We start from the raw sequence: 17,071 nt of genomic DNA on the forward strand, positions 1-17,071 counted from the left end.
CAAATTCTATAAATCTACCACCATAACATCATAAATTTCCTCAACTGATTTCAGTGCTTCTAATTCATCTTTTTCCATATGTTTGTCAACTGTCAGCATCATGATGGCGTCTCCGCCTACATCAGATCTGTCTACCTGCATTGTAGCAATGTTAATATTATGTTGTGACAGAAGGCTTCCCATTTTGCCGATAACTCCTGGCTGGTCTTTATGATGGATGACTACAACATGACCCTTCGGTGTAAAATCAACACTGTAATGGTCTACCTTTACAATTCTCGGTCCAAGTCCGTTTAATAAGGTTCCGGAAACACTTCTGGATTCGGATTTTGTTTTCACTTCTACTTTTATTAAATTGGTAAATCCTCTTGCTTTAGGTGTTTTATTTTCTTGAATGGTAATCCCTCTTTTTTCAGCAAGAAACAAGGCATTCACATCATTGACATGGTTCCCCAGATGGCGCTTAAGAAGTCCTTTTACTGTATTTCTCGTCAATGGGGCAACTTCTACATCATACAAATCGCCGGAATAATATATATTTACTTCTTCGATAACTTCATCTGTTAAATGAATGAGAAAGTCTCCAAGCTTTTCTGCTAAATTAAAGTATGGTTCGATTTTATTCAGTATTTCTCCTGGAACAGATGGCAGATTAACCGGATTCTTTACTGTTTCTCCTGTTAAAAGGCTAATTACGTCGTGACAAACGTCAATCGCCACCATTTCCTGTGCCTCAATTGTGCTAGCACCAAGATGTGGTGTTGCAATGACTTCTGGTAGCTCCAATAGTTTATTGTCCATGAATGGTTCTTCCTCAAAAACATCCAGTGCAGCACCAGCTACTTTTTTTGAGGTGATTGCATGATACAAGGCTTCCTCATCAATGATCCCTCCACGGGCACAATTAACAATTTGGACACCATCTTTCATGAGTTTAAAAGCATCCTCATTAAGCAAATGTCTGGTTTCCTTTAATAAAGGGGTGTGAATGGTGATAAAATCTGCTACCTGTAAAACATCTTCAACCGTGCCATATCCAATCCCCATTTTGTCTGCTTTTTCTTCTGTTAAAAAAGGATCATACGCTGTGATGTTCATTCGCTGGCCTTTTGCTCTATATGCAACTTCAGCACCGATTCTTCCAAGGCCGATTATTCCTAATGTCTTATTCTTTAGTTCGACACCGACATATTTTTTACGGTCCCAACGCTTATTTTTTAATGAATTAAAAGCCTGTGGGATTTTTCTGGACAGAGACATGATCATTGCCATGGTATGCTCTGCTGCAGAATTGGTATTTCCATTGGGAGCATTCACAACGATGATCCCATGCTCTGTAGCAGCATCCAGGTCAATATTGTCAACGCCAACACCTGCACGTCCGATAATTTTTAAATTCGAAGCTTTGCTGATTAATTCCCGTGTTACTTGTGTCTGACTTCTTACTAATAAGGCATCAAAATCAGTTATTTTTACTGCTAATTCTTCAGGGGTTAACTCGGTATCAATCACAATATTCATGTTTTCGGCGTTACGAAGTGGCTGTATACCTTCTTCACTAAGTGGATCGGAAATTAAAATATTAAACATTATTATTACCCTCCAATATAACTTCCTGAGCTGCTCGTATACCTTTTCCAAGCTCTATCGTCTTGCCAATTCTAGTAAGTCCAATTTCAATAATGCTGATTGTCTGAAGTACATCAGCAACAGAACAGTAGCCCATATGACCGATGCGGAAAATCTTTCCTTTCAAATGCTGCTGTCCGCCTGCAATGGACAGACCAAATTCACTTTTAATAATACTTCTTAAATCTTCAGCTTTAAAGTCAGTTGGATTTACAGCGGTTACTGTTGGCGATGCTGCAATATCATTTGTAAGTAATGGGATATCATGTGCCCTGAATGCTTCTCTCGTCATTTTCATCATTAATTGGTGTCTTGAATAAACCTGCTTGAGACCTTCTTCCTCCATAAGTTTCAGAGCCTGCTTCAAACCAAATAGCAATGATAGACCGGGAGTGAAGGGTGTGGAATCTTTTATTAAATTGTCACGATATTTCGTTAGATCCAAGTAGAATCTCGGCTGCTCGTTTTCTTCAATGACCTTCCATGCACGATCGCTGACTGCAACAAATGTTAAGCCTGCTGGGAGCATCATGGCTTTTTGTGAACCTGTAACCAGGATGTCAATTCCCCATTCATCCATTTTTGTTTCCACACCGCCAACACAGGATACACCATCCACAATTACCAGTGCATCTGAGTATGTATGAACTGTTTTAGCAATTTCTTCAATTGGGTTTAATACCCCTGTTGAAGTTTCGCAATAGGTGGTGAAAACCGCTTTAATGTTTTGATGCTTCCTGAGATATTCTTGAATGGCTTCAGGCGTAACTGCGTTTCCCCAATCGACCTTAAGATGGTGCGTTTTTAATTGATAGGCAGCACATATTTTTGAAAAACGTTCACCAAAAGCTCCGGTTTCAACTACTAATACTTCTTCGCCTTGTTTAACGGCATTGACTACGGCAGTTTCGAGACCAGCTGTCCCACTTCCAGTAATGATAGAGACATCTTGCTTTGTGCCAAAGACAAACTTTAATTTTGGTTTAATCTGTTTGAGTAATTCCTTTGCTTCCTGACCCCGATGACCGATCATAGGCTGACTCATTGCGAGCTGTACACTCGGCGGGATTGGACTTGGTCCAGGAATTCTAAGTAAATGCTGATCTGGTAACATAATCTTTCTCCTTTCGTACTTGAGGTAATCTAATGGTGCTTTTCCATGTATTAATAAATAATTGTAAGGATATCAGATATATTATAATTGTCAATTAACTTTATGGATATTTATTTCAAAAAATAGACAATAAATGATAATATAAATTTAATGTTCGGTTTTTGGATTAAAATATGTAATATATAAAAGATCTTATTAAAATAATATACCTAAACACAAACAAAAACAAGCCGAATTTCAACATCGGCTTGTTTGTTGGAATTTTTAAATGGAAAAGCGTTATTCCAACCGAAATGAAAACTGTTTTTCGTTTATAAACTTTCCTTCATTATATGTGCGTTCAGTAAAAGTTACATTGTTATCATGGTCGATAATTAATACAGTGGAAGAGCGGGTGCCATAATTGGTTGTTTTGATAAAGAGGGGAGACAGTATTCGTTCCAAATCCAAGCCAACACCTGTTTGTGGCAGATGGGCGTCCTCGGCATCTTCAGCGTCAGAAAGGATATCAAATAAAACGTTGGACTCGATATTCTTCTGACTCCCTACATATTCCCTTAATCTTTTCTTTCCTTTTGTTACTTTTGGCCATGGGGTATTCAGAAAGTGGTTGCTTAGCCCGTGAGTCCCTGAAGTAATCTTAATGGCTTCATTCTCTATATTATTATAGTAGTATAAGCTGTCAGGACTTCCGAGAATGAGATTGAAGCCGACATAGTTATCTTTGCCCAGTTTTAATGAATCAAGAAAAGCCTCGGTGGATATATCATTTGCCAAATAGTTTGTAATAATCTCTCCACGAGAATTAGCACCTGACTTCATATGTTCTGGATCACGATAATTCGTTAGTGCCGCAAATCGGCCATGCTTCGTGATACCAAGCCATGTTCCCATTTGCGATAAATCACGTCCTGCCAGAATATTTGGATGATCTTCCCAAAACGCAGCAGGTGCAGTTGGGCGGTCATAAGCTTCATCCCGGTTCGCTGCAACAATTAATTTATATTTTGGATGTTCCTGGAATTGAAAATTAATCAAACACATAGTGGTAGAACCCCCTTTTAAATAAGTATACGTGTGAAGTGGGGGTGATATCAAAAAAAATGCCGGGGTAAAAAGTTTTTATAGCATGATCATCATATAAATGGTATACTAGCCAAGCGATGAGCTGATTTGTGTAAGACGAAGAATGAGGCAGTACATGTGCATGTGAACCACATGATTCTTCGCCACAAATAATTCGTTAAAAAACGCCTATTTTTATAGGCGTTTTTCTTATTAATCACGTCTAATTGTATCAACTTCAAGCGTTACATCATCACTGACAGAATCATTCCCCATCCGCATTTCATCATCTGCTATGACTAAAATTTTTCCTGATTCAATTTCATCCACATATTTTGAAGCCTGTTTGTCTGAGATACCTGAATGTATTAGTTTGTCATGTAAGTAGGGATGAGAACCCGCATCGTTCGTAAATACCTTCTTCACCTTATCCACAAATGATGGGTCAGAATCTGTTTCTACTATACTGCTTTCAACATTTACGTCTGTGCGTAGTGCTAAGTCATTTGTATCATCATTATTTGCAAAAATGGTGATGTTTTTTGCTTTATACCCCTTTAATTCCAGTCCGTCCACTGTCTTAATTGCCTCATCCTTTGTATCAAAAGATCCAAAAATTTGTCTGGTCATTTTAATCTCCTCCCGATGAGTATTTTCTTATATTTATATTCCCTGGTCTGTTTATTTTGAAACAAAACTCAACGTAAATTAATGAGAATTCTCAAAATTGAATATTGATAAAATGAATATAATATGATAAGTTAAATTTAGAAGGAATAACTTTATTTTTATAATTTAAAAAGGATTTGCTTTATATAGGTAGTAAATTAACCAGGAGGATAGTGATGGAACATATTTTTCAAAAAATATATGAGCAGCAGGCTGATTTTTCCAAAAGTTTACAGAAAATTTCATCACATTTTTTAAATGATCCTAAAATTTTTGCAGTATTTTCCGCTACAGAAGCTGGCAGGGAAGTAGGAGTCAGTGAAACGACAGTCATTCGTTTTTGCAAAAAGCTGGGGTACAATGGATATAGTGCTATGCAGGAAGATGTTCAGCGTAATCTTTTTTCTAATAGCAGTTTAACGGAATATCTTGAGGGTAAATCAGTGGACGAAAATATAGATAATCCAATTAAAAATCTGATGGTTAATGATATTGGTAACATCCAAAAAACGATGAAACAAATCTCAGAGGAAAGTCTTGAGACTGCTGTTTCCAAAATAGCTGAAGCTGATCGTGTTCTTGTCTCAGGAGTTAGGTCATCCCATGCTTTAGCAAGTTGGTTTGCATTTTCCCTAGATTTAGCTGTTGGAAATACCCGCCTTTACCATTCAAATGTTGACGATGTGTTACTCAGGATCAGTGAACTAACGGATGAAAGTGTATTTATCGCTTTTTCGTTTCATCGCTATGCAGTTGAGACCATTCAAATTGCGAAGCTTGCAAAACAGCAAGGTGCTTTTGTTATAGCAATCACGGATTCACCTGTTTCACCAATTACTGAATTTTCATCACTCATATTGCCAATCCAACTAAATGTAAAATCGACATTGGACGGGGCACCTGCAGTTTTATCATTAACGAATAGTATTGTTTCGAGTATATCTTTAAAAAATCAGGAAAAGTTTCAAAAACGTGCAGCACTTTTTGACTCAATAGAAGCAAAGGATTTATTTGCGAATTAAATGAAAAGGAGTCTGGATATGAAGTCCATTATTGAAAAACTTACCCCTTATTTAAAGAAGGTTTTTAATCATTTGCATGAAAGTCCAGAAATAAGCTGGGAAGAAACAGAAACAACAAACTATATTAAAGAGCTATTTAAACAAAAGGATTGTAAAATTAGTCCATTTGAAAATACAACCGGTCTTACGATAGAAGTCGGAAAAGGTAAGCCGGTCATTGCAATACGCGCAGACATTGATGCATTATGGCAGGAGGTAAATGGAAGGTTCCAGGCAAACCATTCCTGTGGCCATGATGCACATATGACTATTGTCATTGGTACATTGCTGACTATTCTTGAAAATGGATCACCTGAGAATGCTACGTTTAAATTTATCTTTCAGCCTGCGGAAGAAAAAGGAACAGGGGCTTTAGCTTTCGTCGATAACGGAGTTGCTGATGATGTGGACTATTTATATGGGATGCATTTACGACCAATGGAAGAATTGAAAAATGGACGGTTTGCACCTGCTATCGGACATGGGGCTGCAAGATTTATACAAGGGGAAATACAAGGTGACGATGCACATGGGGCGCGTCCACACTTGAATGGGAATGCCATTCAAATTGGAGCAGAGCTCGTGCAGCATTTGAATAATATTCAGATCAATCCAATGGTTCCACATTCTATCAAAATGACTTCCTTTCATGCAGGAGGAAAAAGTGCAAATATTATTCCTGGAAATGCGACCTTCTCTATCGATGTTCGAGCACAAACAAATGAAGTGATGAATCTGTTGTCAGAAAAAGTGGAGCAGATTGTAGCAATGCTTGCCAATATGCATCAGGTTAGTATAACTACCAGTACAGGTGCAAATGTTGCTGCAGCAGTTCTTGATGATGATGCAATCAATGTAATGCGTGAGGCAATATCAGAAAGTGTCGGAGAAGAAAATCTGGAGCCGGTAATTACAACAACAGGCGGGGACGATTTTCACTTTTATACGATCAAGCGACCAAATATAAAGGCAACAATGCTAGCAATCGGTTGTGACCTCGAGCCTGGATTACATCATCCAAATATGGCATTCAATCATGAAGTAATACCTAAAGCGGTAGAAATTCTCACACGAGCATTATATAAGACAGCTAAGATAAACCAATGAAAGAAGGAATCTGATGATGGAAAACATAACGATTCGCTCCATTAAAACTATGGAGGAATTACTTGAGGTACAGAAAGTAGAGGAGTCTGTTTGGCATATGCCACCAACACCAGTCCATCAAACATTTACTGCTTCAGTTAATGGCGGGATTATTTTAGGAGCTTATGATGGAGACAAAATGATTGGATTTTTATACAGCTTTGCTGGATTTGATGGGGGAAATGCGTATTTGTGTTCTCACATGCTAGGGGTATTAGCTGACTATCGAAAAGGTGGTCTGGGAGTACAGATGAAGCTGAAGCAAGCAGAACTGGCAAAAGAAATGGGTTATGACATGATCACATGGACATACGATCCACTTGAAAGCTTAAATGCCAATCTTAATTTGCACAAGCTTGGAGCAAAAGGTGCAAAGTATAAAGAAAACCATTATGGCTCAATGGATGATGGACTGAACCAGGGTTTACCAACAGACCGGATTCAAATTATGTGGAATATAAGTAAAAGTGAAGCAACAAATACAGTGGCTTTTAATGAAGATAAAGTATTGCTTACAGCCACATCAGAAGGAAATCCACTGATTACAAATACTTTTCATGAAACATACACACCGAAAAATGATGCTTGGTTCATGGCAATTCCAAATAACTTTCAACAGATAAAAAAGGAAAACTTTAAGCTTGCGAAAAGCTGGAGAATGCATACAAGAGAGGTATTTCAAAGACTATTTGCAGATGGATACCAAGCTGTAGATATCATTCGTGATGATGCAAAACAAGTTAGCTATTATGTTTTTAAAAAATAATTAGGCGGTTTTTTAAAGGATTGGGACCTTTGAGAATTAAAAAACAACTTACGAAAAGACTCAGGTAATTATTTCATTAATAAATAGGAGGTTTTTAGTTTGACGATTCCAATTAAACAAATCAAACTGAGAAAATTACAAATGCGGTTAAAGGATCCTTTTACAACTAGCTTTGGAACCATGCAGGATAAGGAATTTTATATAACAGAAGCAATAGATGGGGAAGGAAATAGCGGATTTGGTGAATCTGTCGCATTCATTAGCCCATGGTATAGCGAAGAGACAGTTAAAACAAATCTGCATATTATGGAAGACTTTTTAATTAAAATCCTAAAGGAAAATGAAATTTCCCATCCGGATCAGATTTCCGAGTTATTTCAGCCAATTAAAGGACATAATATGGCTAAGTCAGCACTGGAAGGAGCTATTTGGGATCTGTATGCAAAACGGCAGAATATCACACTAGCAGAGGCTCTTGGCGGTGAAAAGAAAGAAATTGATGTTGGAATTAGTATAGGAATTCAGCCTTCCATAGAAGATTTGCTTCAGACGATAAAAGGTTTTGTTCAAGAAGGATATAAACGGATGAAAATAAAAATTAAACCAGGCTGGGATGTTGACGTTTTACGTGAAGTTCGTGCGAATTACCCGGACTTGCCAATTATGGCAGATGCCAATTCTGCTTATACCTTGGATGATATCGAACATTTACAGAAACTGGACGACCTGAATCTTACGATGATTGAGCAGCCGCTTGGACATGATGATATTGTCGATCATGCGAAGCTGCAAGCTGTAATGAAAACACCAATTTGCTTAGATGAAAGTATTCATTCTCTTGAAGACACAAGAAAAGCTATTCAATTGGGAAGCTGTAAAATTATCAATATAAAAATCGGCCGTGTCGGTGGACTTACAGAAGCCAAGAAAATACACGATTACTGTAAGGATCACGATATTGCAGTGTGGTGTGGTGGAATGCTGGAAGCTGGTGTAGGAAGAGCGCATAACATAGCATTGACAACATTGGATCAGTTTATTTTGCCTGGTGATACTGCAGGATCATCAAGGTATTGGGTAAAAGATATTATTAAACCAGAAGTGGTTGTTCATAAGGGTGTTATTACAGTTCCTGATAAGCCGGGGATTGGTTATGACATTGATGAATCAGCATTGGAAGAATTTACTGTAGATGAAAAAGTGTTTAATTTTTAGGGCAAGATTAAAAGGCGAGAGGTAAAATCTCTTCCTTTTCACCAAGAGAATTCGAAACATTCAGATAGGTAAGAGGTGAAGATATAATGAGGAAGAGTTTTCAAATCGCTGGTGCATACATTGGGCTGATTGTAGGGGCGGGTTTCGCTTCAGGACAGGAGGTACTCCAATTTTTTACTAGCTTTGGCTGGTATAGTATTTTGGGAACGATTGTGGCGATGTTTTTATTTGCCTTCTTAGGTATGCAGGTGATGCAAATTGGCTCCAAGCTGCAAACTACATCACATAAAGAAGTAGTTTATAAGATATGTGGAAAATACCTTGGAGCAGGTGTGGATATTTTAGTCACATTTTTCTTATTTGGTGTTGCGGTTGTTATGATCGCAGGGAGTGGGGCTATTTTTGAACAACAGTTTGGAATATCACCCCTTATTGGTAATATACTCCTCACCTTACTGGTAATTATCACACTATGCTTTAATGTTAAAAATGTAATTTCGATTATAAGTATGATTACACCGTTCTTGCTTATATTGATCTTTATTATCGTGGGTTATTCAATAGTCACAAGTAATTCCAGTTTGGAGGAGCTAAATGCTATCGCTTCTGACCAGCCTTCTGCGGCACCAAACTGGCTTGTAGGTGGAATATTATATGTATCTTATAATATAGCAGCAGGTATTTCGATGCTAACCGTTATTGGCGGAACTGTTAAGGATAGGAAAGTTGCCAGTCGTGGCGGTATTATTGGGGGCATTGGGCTTGGTTTATTGTTATTATTAATTAATTTGGCATTATTAATGAATGCAGATCATATTCTTGGTGCGGACATGCCAATGCTAATGCTTGCTACTGAAATATCTCCTATTGTTGGAATATTAATGGCGATAGCTTTACTCGGAATGGTTTTTAATACAACTGTTGGAATGCTATATGCTTTTACAGCTCGATTGGTAGAACCAGAAACACGGAAGTTTAAATGGAGTGTTATTGTTATCGGCTTTCTTGCATTTGGAGCAAGTTTCGTTGGCTTTATGACTTTGGTTGGAACGGTTTACCCTATTACTGGATACTTAGGGTTGGCTTTAATTATCGCCATTTTTGTTTCCTGGATTACTATGAGGAAAGAACAAAGAGCAAAATAGTCCCTATTAATGCGAACAGTGATGCTGTTCGCATTATTATTGATGTGAACCTATGATATTATTAAGTTAAATCTTAATGTAACCTAAAGGGAGAGATTTTCCAATCATGGAGAAATCGGTCAAATTCAAAAACTCGGAGAAATTCCTAACATCCTTTAATAGAATTGAAAAACTATTAAAGTCTTTATTGTATAAACAAAAAGAAGCAGGCTTTTCAAAAGCAGTGAAAATTCTACGCAGTTCAAACGCAATTGTTAAGCAATATAGTGATGATTTATTAGAGTTTGCAGAGCTCAGGAATGCAATTGTACATAATAAAGTCGATATGGCCTATGTAATTGCTGAACCCCATGATTCAGTCGTGGCCAGGATTACTAAAATTGAAAATGAACTCGCTCGTCCCAAAAAAGTAGTTCCAACATTTTCCTGCAGTGTTTACACATTTCAGGAGAATGACTCTTTATTTAATATGTTGAAGGTTATTCATGGAAAGTCTTTATCAAAATTTCCAATATATAATGGGACTGAATTTAAAGGGTTGATCACCCAAAAAGGAATTACAAATTGGATAGCGATGAATGTTGAAAATAGTTATTCTATTCCAGTGGAAACCTTACTTGTAAATGTGCTGCCACTCGAGGAAGGGGATAATTATAAATTTATAAGCAGCAGTACACCAGTATATGAAGCAGTAGAAATTTTCAGGTGGCATATTGGAAAAGGAAAACGTTTGGAGGCATTGCTCATAACGAAAAATGGTAATCCTTCTGAGAAACTATTAGGTATCATTACGGCTTGGGACATTTTGGATATACCATAGTGAACAGTAGAACATGTTCACTATGGCACTTTAGGATATAACAGGTTCTGCATCTACTTGCTTTACTGCAACTTCCAAGGCTTGATCTATATCCTTGATTAAATCCTCTATATGTTCAAGTCCGACGGATAGACGCAACAATCCATCTGTAATCCCTCTTTTTTCCCTTTCATCCCTTGGCATTGCCGCATGTGACATAGTAGCTGGATAGGAGAGAATGGATTCAACCGCTCCCAAGCTTACTGCAAATACCGGAATGCGAATATTTTCAACAAAGGCTTTAGCTGCTGCTTTACTAGGTAAGCGAAAAGATAGAACCGCACCATTACCAGTGGACTGCCTGTTATGAATGTAGTGGCCAGGGTGGGAGGTTAAGCCAGGATAATAAACTTCTTCAATCGACGGATGTTCATATAAATAATCAGCTATGCTTAGCGTTGAATTGGAAGACTGCTCCAATCGTGCACTTAATGTTTTGAATCCCTGGATTAATAGATAGGCATCCTGTGCACCTAAGATCGAACCAAATGAGTTTTGAATAAAGGCAAGCTTTTCACCAAGTTCTTTCGTTCTGGTTACAGCCAAACCTGCGATAATATCACTATGACCTGATAAAAATTTGGTTGCACTGTGGAGAACGATATCTGCTCCCAGCTCAAGTGGGTTTTGGTAGAGTGGTGTCATAAAAGTATTATCAACAAACGTTAAACAATCATTTGCTTTAGCTATCTTGATAATCCCCTCCATATCCGTGATGTTTAAACATGGATTGGACGGAGTTTCGATATAAATAACCTTTGTATTTGGCTGAATTGCATTGGCTAATTTCTCTAAATCTGACATGTTAACAAATGTGTGTTCAATATTATATTTTTTCAAAACATCTGTAACAAAACGATAGGTTCCCCCGTAAACATCTTCGGTAACCAATACATGGTCACCAGCAGAAAGAAGCATAAAAGCGGAAGAAATTGCTGCCATTCCGGATGCAAATGCCAATCCCTGTTCTCCACCTTCTAATTCTGCAATATTTTGTTCCAATGCTTGCCTTGTTGGGTTGCCTGATCGGCTGTAATCAAATGGACCAAAGCTATCAAAGCTTTCCTGATGAAATGTAGATGACAAATAAATTGGTACATTTACTGCACCTGATTTTATTGCATTTTCACTGCCTGCTGATGAATGGATGAGTTTTGTTTCTAGTTTATCTTTGTAATCAGTCATGTTTAAATTTCCACCTTTCCTAAAATTGAAAATACCTGTTTTAAGTCCTGGATCAAATCTTCTGCTTTCTCAATGCCAACTGAAAAACGTAATAGTCTGTTATCAATTCCTCGATCCATTCTTTCCTCTAGTGGAATTTCAGCATGTGTTTGGGTCGCTGGATAAGTAATAAAGCTTTCGACTCCACCAAGGCTTTCCGCAAATGTAATAACCTGCAAGTTTTGTAAAAAGGGATCTACCCACTGACTTTCTTGCAATTTAAAGGAGAGCATGCCACCTTTCCCTGGATAAAATACTTTACTCACTAGTGGTTCATTCATTAAATAAGAAATAATTTTTTTTGCGTTTTCTTCATGTCGATCCATTCGTAGTGATAGTGTTTTTAGGCCCCTTATTAAAAGCCAGGAATCAAAAGGAGAAAGGACAGCACCTGATGCATTATGAAAGATGGATAACTTTTCACAAATTTCATTTCGTTTAGCAACCACTAAACCAGCCAATACATCATTATGTCCACCGATATATTTTGTGGCACTGTGAATAACAATGTCTGCACCTAAATCCAGAGGCCGCTGTAGATAAGGAGTCAGAAACGTATTATCAACAATCAGCAAAAGATTATGCTTCTTGGTGATGTCTGCTATCTGAGCAATGTCAATTTCCTGCATTAAAGGATTTGTTGGCGTCTCGAGAAATACTGCCTTCGTATTATTAGTAATTAACTGTTCGATTTGCTGACTATTTTTAAAGTCGGTGTATGTTGTATGAATATCATATGTATCTGCGTAATACTGAAGCAGGCGATAGGTGCCACCATAAATATCTTTAGGAACAATCAAGGTATCCCCTGATCGAAACAAAGAAAGAACTAGTTGAATCGCCGCCATGCCTGAACTGCAGGCAAATCCGCTATCACCATTTTCCAGTTCAGCAATTCCGTCTTCCACTATTGTTCTTGTTGGATTTTTCGTTCGGCTGTAATCAAATCCTGTTGATTGGCCAAGGCCTTGATGCTGATAGGCTGTTGATAAATAGATAGGTGGATTGACAGCCCCTGTTGCTTTATCATTTCTGTTGCCAAGTTGAACCAATTTCGTTTCAATACTTCTGTCTGTCATTATTTCATCTCCTTGTTAAAAAAAAGGGGGGCGCTGAAGCTAGACATGGCTTCCTAGGTTGTCAGCTAATCAGAGCCTACTATTTTTTTCTGTAAATGAAAGGACCCTCCATAAGAAGAGCCCTGTTTCATCGCAAATTAATAGGGAGTAGGCCTCCCGCTGAATGAAGGTTTTTTACTTCATGTTATTCCCAAATCTCCTTCGCCACATCAACTATATATTTCAATTTTTCCCATTGCTGTTCTTCTGTCAGCTTATTACCATGATGTGTTGACGCAAATCCGCATTGTGGGCTGATGCATAACTGCTCAAGGGCAACATACTGCGAAGCATCTTTAATACGTGCTTTGATAGCTTCTTTGTCTTCCAGTTCTCCGTTTTTTGATGTGAAAACTCCTAATACGACTTGAGGTCCGTCTTTTGGAATATGTTTCAATGGTTCGAAGCTGCCAGAACGATCATCATCATATTCTAAGAAAAATCCATCTACTTTTTCCTTTGCTAATAGTGTTGGTGCAATTTGTGCATAGCTTCCTTCAAATGCCCAGGTAGATTGATAGTTTCCACGACATAGATGTGTTGTCACAACTAAATCTTCAGGCTTATTTTCCAAAACCTCATTAATGATACGCAAAGCTAATTCGATTAATTGCTCCCTTGAATATCCGTCCTCAACCAATTGAAAATTATCAGAGGAAAGCCCGGCAATATAAACATCATCCAACTGTAGATAACGCACGCCTGCATCGTAAAATGCTTGCAATGCATCCTGATATGCTTTAATGATGTCATCTGCGTATTCTTCAATATCAGAATAGATTTCACTGTTGTGAATGCCTTTTTCAAATAATTGATTCGGGCTTGGAATGGTTTGTTTTGGAATGGCACGATCGCCAACAATATCTTTAAATTCTATAAAATCTTTTACAAAAGGGTGATCAGGATTGAATGAAATTTTACCTGTATTTCTAACGTTGTATTTTTCAGTTTCTATCCCATCAAAGATATATCCTGTTTCAGGGACATATCCTTCTAAACCATTTAAATGTTCGAGAAAATCTGTGTGCCAAAACCGTCGTCTAAATTCACCATCTGTCACTGCCTGTAATCCAACTTCTATTTGTTTATTTACAATTCGCTTAATTTCCTTTGTCTCAACTTCGCGTAATTGTATCTGGGAAATTGTACCTTCTTTGAAATCTTTTCTGGCTTGGTGTAAATTGTCCGGGCGCAGCAGGCTCCCAACGTGGTCTGCTCTGAATGGTGCTTTGGTTAATGTAATTGTCATAATAAATTCCCCTTTTCATTTATAGTTATTTTTAATAAATTAATCATGGCTTAAGGTAAAATTGCGAATGATCTTACTGGAAATCCTGATGCCTTATCCGGTTTTGGAACGATATTTAATATTACTGCACCTTTAGCTGGTAATTTATCCAGATTTGTTAAAAGCTCAACCTGGTATGTATCCTGATCGAGTACATAATATTCTCCTAAAAGTGCTCCGTTTTTTTGAAAATCAATTGCAGAATCTGTATCATATGTTTCATGCCCAATTGCTTTGATCTTTCGTTCTTCAAATAAAAACTTCAAAGCTTCGAGTCCCCAGCCCGGCAGCCGATAGTTTCCAGCTTCATCTTTGTTGTTGAAGGCTTCGCTATCAGGCCATCTTTTCCCCCAGTCTGTACGTAATGCTACGAAAGTGCCTTCTTCAATTTCTCCATGTTCTGTTTCAAATTTTAAAATATCCTCAATTGATAAGGTAAAGTCATTATTTTCAGCAGCTTCCTTTGATTTATTAATTACAACAAGCGGCAATACCAATTCTTTCAGACCCAATTCCGCTAAGTATCTTGTGTCACGAACAAAATGGATTGGAGCATCGATATGTGTTCCATATTGACCTGCAAATTTAAAGCTCTGTGCAAAAAATCCATCATCATGATTGAAAAGCGTATTAAATTCAGCTGAGTCAAATGCTGAAAAGTGCGGGGAATCAGGACCGAAAGCATGTGTTAAATCGACCCATTCCTTTTGCTTTAATAGATTAATGCTTTTGAGTAATTCATTGGATGTTTCAAGTAACTCATTTGACATTGGATCACCTCATTTTAATATTAAAAAACCCTCTTCAATAAATAAGAAGAGGGTTATGCACCATGGCTATTTTCTCTTCTTATCTACAAAGCATTACGCTTCTGGAATTGGCACAGTACTTTACATAAGTCTGTTGCCGAGGTTTCAAAGGGCCAGTCCCTCCACCTCTCTGGATAAGAAATTTGGATATTCAGTTAATTGTTAAACATTACATTACACCTATTATTATCGATTGTCAACAAGAATTTCATTTTTTTATAAGCAACAGTTTAAATAGGCGATTACCTATTTCGATGGGTACAAATCACCCAAATCAGACAAGAGAATATGATAATAAGTGAGATTACAACGCTTATGGGAGGATTGGATTTTAATGAATAACTGGCATCATCCGAACGCATACAGGCAAAATCATTGGCAGCATCAGGGAGGGCCTAATCATTTTCACAATGCATATCGCAGAATAACAATAGAAGAGGCAATGCATATTGCGCTTGAGCAAGTCCCGGGTCAAGTGGTGAAAATAGAGCTGGATACAGAAAATGGAATACAGGTGTACGAGGTGGATATTGTAACAGCACAGGGCGCATTATTTGAAGTATCTGTAGATATAAATACAGGAACTATCGTAGAAATCGAGCAGGATAGAATATAACAAAATATTTGCAGCCTCCCTTTGGATTAGATTTTTCCAAAAGGAGGTTTTTTGAATGCTGCAAAAACAATAGTAAATTGTTCAATAAACTTGTTTATTTTCGATATACAGAGCTTTTACTTTATAATTAGAGAGCTGGAATGATATATTATTAGTAGAAAAGTAATGTATATAAAAGGAGATTCTATACTATGAATTTCGTATCCATAGATTTTGAAACTGCTAATGAAAAGCGCTTTAGCCCATGTGCGATTGGTGTGGTTGTTGCGAATGAGAATGAAATTATCGAAGAATATTACAGTCTAATCAATCCACTGATGGAATTTAAATCATTTAATACATATATTCATGGAATTACAGCTGGTGATGTTAACAATGCTCCGACATTTGCTGAGCTATGGCCAACACTGGATAAATATCTATCTAATAATCTAGTAGTGGCACATAACGCCAGCTTCGATATGAGTGTGATCAGACAGACACTTGATTATTTTAAGCTTTCGTATCCGAAAATGGATTATCTTTGTACAGCAAATATTTCAAAAAGAGTATGGCCGGATCTGATAAATCATAAGCTAAATACACTTGCCGCAAGTCTCGGGATTACATTTGAGCATCACCATGCACTGGAGGATGCGAGGGTTGCTGCAAAAGTTTTCATGAAGGCGCTCGAAGAAAAACATGCAAATAATTTGGACATCCTTCTGGAATCATGCAATATGTCTAAGGGAAGAATTTATGAAAGGGGTTATGTTCCGCCGAAATCGAAACGGACCCATAAAAGCAAAAGAATCTATTTTTAAAAAAGGCTGTTTTTCAAATAGATTCTTGTCTGACCTGTAGTTGATGTAAAAGACGACGTAATTACTTTTTGCTATAATTTCCATTCGGGATCACTCCGGGCGGATGCGCATCCATAGGGCACGGCCTTAGCCAACTCGAGAAACCCATTCTGCGAGGTCTTCGGACACGTGCTATTCCTGCAGGACAAGTAAAGCTTCGACAGCGTTACATCGCACGAAGAAAATTGTTTTATATTTTCGAGGAGTCACCGCCCTTCACCCGAACTGGTTAGGTGGTTCGATGTTTTCTTTAATTACAAATACAGTTCATTGGCAGTAACCGGAATTTTAGCGGAGGAAACACACGTAGACTCCTGCGGGAGCAGAGGCCTAGATGAGACCCCGGAGAGCGACAGCTCGAGGAGGCTCATCAGCCGCCCGCGGAAAGCGTAGTGTGTTTCTGGAGCGGTAGATTTAGCACATATTTTCATTAAAAGTTACTTCGCATTCTATATCAATTGCGACGGTTAAAAAAGCAATAAAGTTTTCAAATAAAGACTAAAAA

Annotated in this window: 16 protein-coding genes and 1 riboswitch; of the genes, 8 read left to right on the forward strand and 8 right to left on the reverse strand. The window is 37.7% G+C overall.

The features are described from left to right. Positions 1 to 6 precede the first annotated feature (6 nt). The 4 genes from serA to CIL05_RS10150 form a co-directional block, all read right to left on the reverse strand. Positions 7 to 1,593: a phosphoglycerate dehydrogenase gene (gene serA / locus CIL05_RS10135; RefSeq protein WP_095655540.1), complete on the reverse strand. Its 1,587-nt coding sequence runs from the start codon at positions 1,591 to 1,593 to the stop codon at positions 7 to 9. Beyond that, complete coding sequence (locus CIL05_RS10140; RefSeq protein WP_095655418.1) at positions 1,583 to 2,743, reverse strand: pyridoxal-phosphate-dependent aminotransferase family protein; 1,161 nt, start codon at positions 2,741 to 2,743, stop codon at positions 1,583 to 1,585. The genes serA and CIL05_RS10140 overlap by 11 nt, the downstream gene beginning before the upstream one ends. 279 nt (positions 2,744 to 3,022) lie before the next feature. Then, positions 3,023 to 3,787 (reverse strand): NRDE family protein, encoded by a 765-nt coding sequence (locus tag CIL05_RS10145; RefSeq protein ID WP_095655419.1) that lies wholly within the window; start codon positions 3,785 to 3,787, stop codon positions 3,023 to 3,025. A 234-nt stretch (positions 3,788 to 4,021) separates the two neighbouring features. Beyond that, positions 4,022 to 4,438, reverse strand: a complete 417-nt coding sequence (locus CIL05_RS10150; RefSeq protein WP_095655420.1) for a YflT domain-containing protein — start codon at positions 4,436 to 4,438, stop codon at positions 4,022 to 4,024. Positions 4,439 to 4,653: 215 nt separating this feature from the next. On the opposite strand from CIL05_RS10150, the gene CIL05_RS10155 reads away from it, so the two are divergent. The 6 genes from CIL05_RS10155 to CIL05_RS10180 all read left to right on the forward strand — a co-directional run bounded on the left by CIL05_RS10155 (position 4,654) and on the right by CIL05_RS10180 (position 10,630). Next, positions 4,654 to 5,499 carry a MurR/RpiR family transcriptional regulator gene (locus CIL05_RS10155; protein ID WP_095655421.1) on the forward strand — a complete coding sequence of 282 codons (846 nt, stop codon included), beginning with the start codon at positions 4,654 to 4,656 and terminating at the stop codon, positions 5,497 to 5,499. Between the two features lie 18 nt (positions 5,500 to 5,517). Continuing rightward, positions 5,518 to 6,645: a M20 peptidase aminoacylase family protein gene (locus CIL05_RS10160; protein ID WP_095655422.1), complete on the forward strand. Its 1,128-nt coding sequence runs from the start codon at positions 5,518 to 5,520 to the stop codon at positions 6,643 to 6,645. 13 nt (positions 6,646 to 6,658) lie between these two features. Beyond that, positions 6,659 to 7,450, forward strand: coding sequence for a GNAT family N-acetyltransferase (locus tag CIL05_RS10165; protein WP_095655423.1), 792 nt, complete (start codon positions 6,659 to 6,661; stop codon positions 7,448 to 7,450). A 105-nt stretch (positions 7,451 to 7,555) separates the two neighbouring features. Further along, on the forward strand, positions 7,556 to 8,665 hold the full coding sequence (gene menC, locus CIL05_RS10170) for an o-succinylbenzoate synthase (protein ID WP_095655541.1): 1,110 nt from the start codon (positions 7,556 to 7,558) through the stop codon (positions 8,663 to 8,665). 86 nt (positions 8,666 to 8,751) lie between these two features. Continuing rightward, the gene (locus CIL05_RS10175) at positions 8,752 to 9,810 is read left to right on the forward strand and encodes a YkvI family membrane protein (RefSeq protein WP_095655424.1); all 1,059 of its coding nucleotides are present in this window, start codon (positions 8,752 to 8,754) and stop codon (positions 9,808 to 9,810) included. A 106-nt stretch (positions 9,811 to 9,916) separates the two neighbouring features. After that, complete coding sequence (locus tag CIL05_RS10180; protein WP_095655425.1) at positions 9,917 to 10,630, forward strand: CBS domain-containing protein; 714 nt, start codon at positions 9,917 to 9,919, stop codon at positions 10,628 to 10,630. A gap of 30 nt (positions 10,631 to 10,660) precedes the next feature. On the opposite strand, the gene metC is transcribed toward CIL05_RS10180, so the two are convergent. From metC to CIL05_RS10200, 4 genes are all read right to left on the reverse strand, one after another. Further along, positions 10,661 to 11,854, reverse strand: a complete 1,194-nt coding sequence (gene metC, locus CIL05_RS10185) for a cystathionine beta-lyase (protein ID WP_095655426.1) — start codon at positions 11,852 to 11,854, stop codon at positions 10,661 to 10,663. 2 nt (positions 11,855 to 11,856) lie between these two features. Continuing rightward, a complete protein-coding gene (locus tag CIL05_RS10190) occupies positions 11,857 to 12,972 on the reverse strand; it encodes a methionine biosynthesis PLP-dependent protein (RefSeq protein ID WP_095655427.1) in 1,116 nt (371 codons plus the stop codon). Between the two features lie 184 nt (positions 12,973 to 13,156). Beyond that, positions 13,157 to 14,260, reverse strand: coding sequence for a 5-methyltetrahydropteroyltriglutamate--homocysteine S-methyltransferase (locus tag CIL05_RS10195; protein WP_095655428.1), 1,104 nt, complete (start codon positions 14,258 to 14,260; stop codon positions 13,157 to 13,159). Between the two features lie 50 nt (positions 14,261 to 14,310). Further along, positions 14,311 to 15,069 carry a cyclase family protein gene (locus CIL05_RS10200; RefSeq protein WP_095655429.1) on the reverse strand — a complete coding sequence of 253 codons (759 nt, stop codon included), beginning with the start codon at positions 15,067 to 15,069 and terminating at the stop codon, positions 14,311 to 14,313. 76 nt (positions 15,070 to 15,145) lie between these two features. After that, positions 15,146 to 15,249: riboswitch (SAM riboswitch) on the reverse strand. Positions 15,250 to 15,442: 193 nt separating this feature from the next. Here CIL05_RS10200 and CIL05_RS10205 point away from each other — a divergent pair. Beyond that, positions 15,443 to 15,724: a PepSY domain-containing protein gene (locus CIL05_RS10205; RefSeq protein ID WP_095655430.1), complete on the forward strand. Its 282-nt coding sequence runs from the start codon at positions 15,443 to 15,445 to the stop codon at positions 15,722 to 15,724. 191 nt (positions 15,725 to 15,915) lie between these two features. Then, a complete protein-coding gene (locus CIL05_RS10210; protein ID WP_095655431.1) occupies positions 15,916 to 16,527 on the forward strand; it encodes a 3'-5' exonuclease in 612 nt (203 codons plus the stop codon). The last annotated feature ends 544 nt before the right edge of the window (positions 16,528 to 17,071 follow it).

It is taken from the genome of Virgibacillus profundi (assembly GCF_002287375.1).
GTDB lineage: Bacteria > Bacillota > Bacilli > Bacillales > Amphibacillaceae > Virgibacillus_K > Virgibacillus_K profundi.

Coding starts and splice junctions, on each gene's coding strand:
- CIL05_RS10140 (WP_095655418.1), bottom strand. CDS start 2,743: ATGTTACCAGATCAGCATTTACTTAGAATTCCTGGACCAAGTCCAATC.
- CIL05_RS10145 (WP_095655419.1), bottom strand. CDS start 3,787: ATGTGTTTGATTAATTTTCAATTCCAGGAACATCCAAAATATAAATTA.
- CIL05_RS10150 (WP_095655420.1), bottom strand. CDS start 4,438: ATGACCAGACAAATTTTTGGATCTTTTGATACAAAGGATGAGGCAATT.
- CIL05_RS10155 (WP_095655421.1), top strand. CDS start 4,654: ATGGAACATATTTTTCAAAAAATATATGAGCAGCAGGCTGATTTTTCC.
- CIL05_RS10160 (WP_095655422.1), top strand. CDS start 5,518: ATGAAGTCCATTATTGAAAAACTTACCCCTTATTTAAAGAAGGTTTTT.
- CIL05_RS10165 (WP_095655423.1), top strand. CDS start 6,659: ATGATGGAAAACATAACGATTCGCTCCATTAAAACTATGGAGGAATTA.
- CIL05_RS10175 (WP_095655424.1), top strand. CDS start 8,752: ATGAGGAAGAGTTTTCAAATCGCTGGTGCATACATTGGGCTGATTGTA.
- CIL05_RS10180 (WP_095655425.1), top strand. CDS start 9,917: ATGGAGAAATCGGTCAAATTCAAAAACTCGGAGAAATTCCTAACATCC.
- metC (WP_095655426.1), bottom strand. CDS start 11,854: ATGACTGATTACAAAGATAAACTAGAAACAAAACTCATCCATTCATCA.
- CIL05_RS10190 (WP_095655427.1), bottom strand. CDS start 12,972: ATGACAGACAGAAGTATTGAAACGAAATTGGTTCAACTTGGCAACAGA.
- CIL05_RS10195 (WP_095655428.1), bottom strand. CDS start 14,260: ATGACAATTACATTAACCAAAGCACCATTCAGAGCAGACCACGTTGGG.
- CIL05_RS10200 (WP_095655429.1), bottom strand. CDS start 15,069: ATGTCAAATGAGTTACTTGAAACATCCAATGAATTACTCAAAAGCATT.
- CIL05_RS10205 (WP_095655430.1), top strand. CDS start 15,443: ATGAATAACTGGCATCATCCGAACGCATACAGGCAAAATCATTGGCAG.
- CIL05_RS10210 (WP_095655431.1), top strand. CDS start 15,916: ATGAATTTCGTATCCATAGATTTTGAAACTGCTAATGAAAAGCGCTTT.